Origin of the sequence: Paraburkholderia sp. SIMBA_053 (assembly GCF_046534895.1) — a bacterium.
GTDB classification, from domain to species: Bacteria; Pseudomonadota; Gammaproteobacteria; order Burkholderiales; family Burkholderiaceae; genus Paraburkholderia; species Paraburkholderia caledonica.
This window is the reverse complement of sequence record NZ_JAWRXU010000264.1, coordinates 1-345: the sequence shown is the minus strand read 5'-3', so window position 1 is coordinate 345 and position 345 is coordinate 1. Positions and strand designations below refer to the sequence as shown.

Below are 345 nucleotides of genomic sequence, written 5' to 3'. Positions count from 1 at the left end.
CGCTTCGTCGAGGCTGCTCGCGAGCTTCGCGAGCATGTCGGCGCGCTCATCGTCGATCTGCTTGCGCCGCACGTCGAATTCCGGCGAAAACAGCTTCAACTGGTCTCGGATCTCAAACACGTGCTGGGCGGCCGCATAATCGATCCGCCCGAGCGGCGGGCTCCAGTATGCGTCGAGCCGGCTTGCGAGAAAGCGCTGGATCAGATCGTTCTGGTTCAGCACGAGGCGTTCGCGCTCGTCGACGCCCAGTAATGCGAGCGCCGCGACGGCCTGGTCTTCGTTCGCGTAGTGCCGTGGATCGCTATCGGCAAAGCGTGCGATGGTCGCCTCCAGTTGCCGATGGCG

Annotated in this window: 1 pseudogene; it reads right to left on the bottom strand. The window is 64.1% G+C overall.

Annotated elements, in window-relative coordinates:
- Window positions 1–345, bottom strand: a pseudogene (locus SB753_RS35555) (serine/threonine protein kinase); the annotation flags it as partial.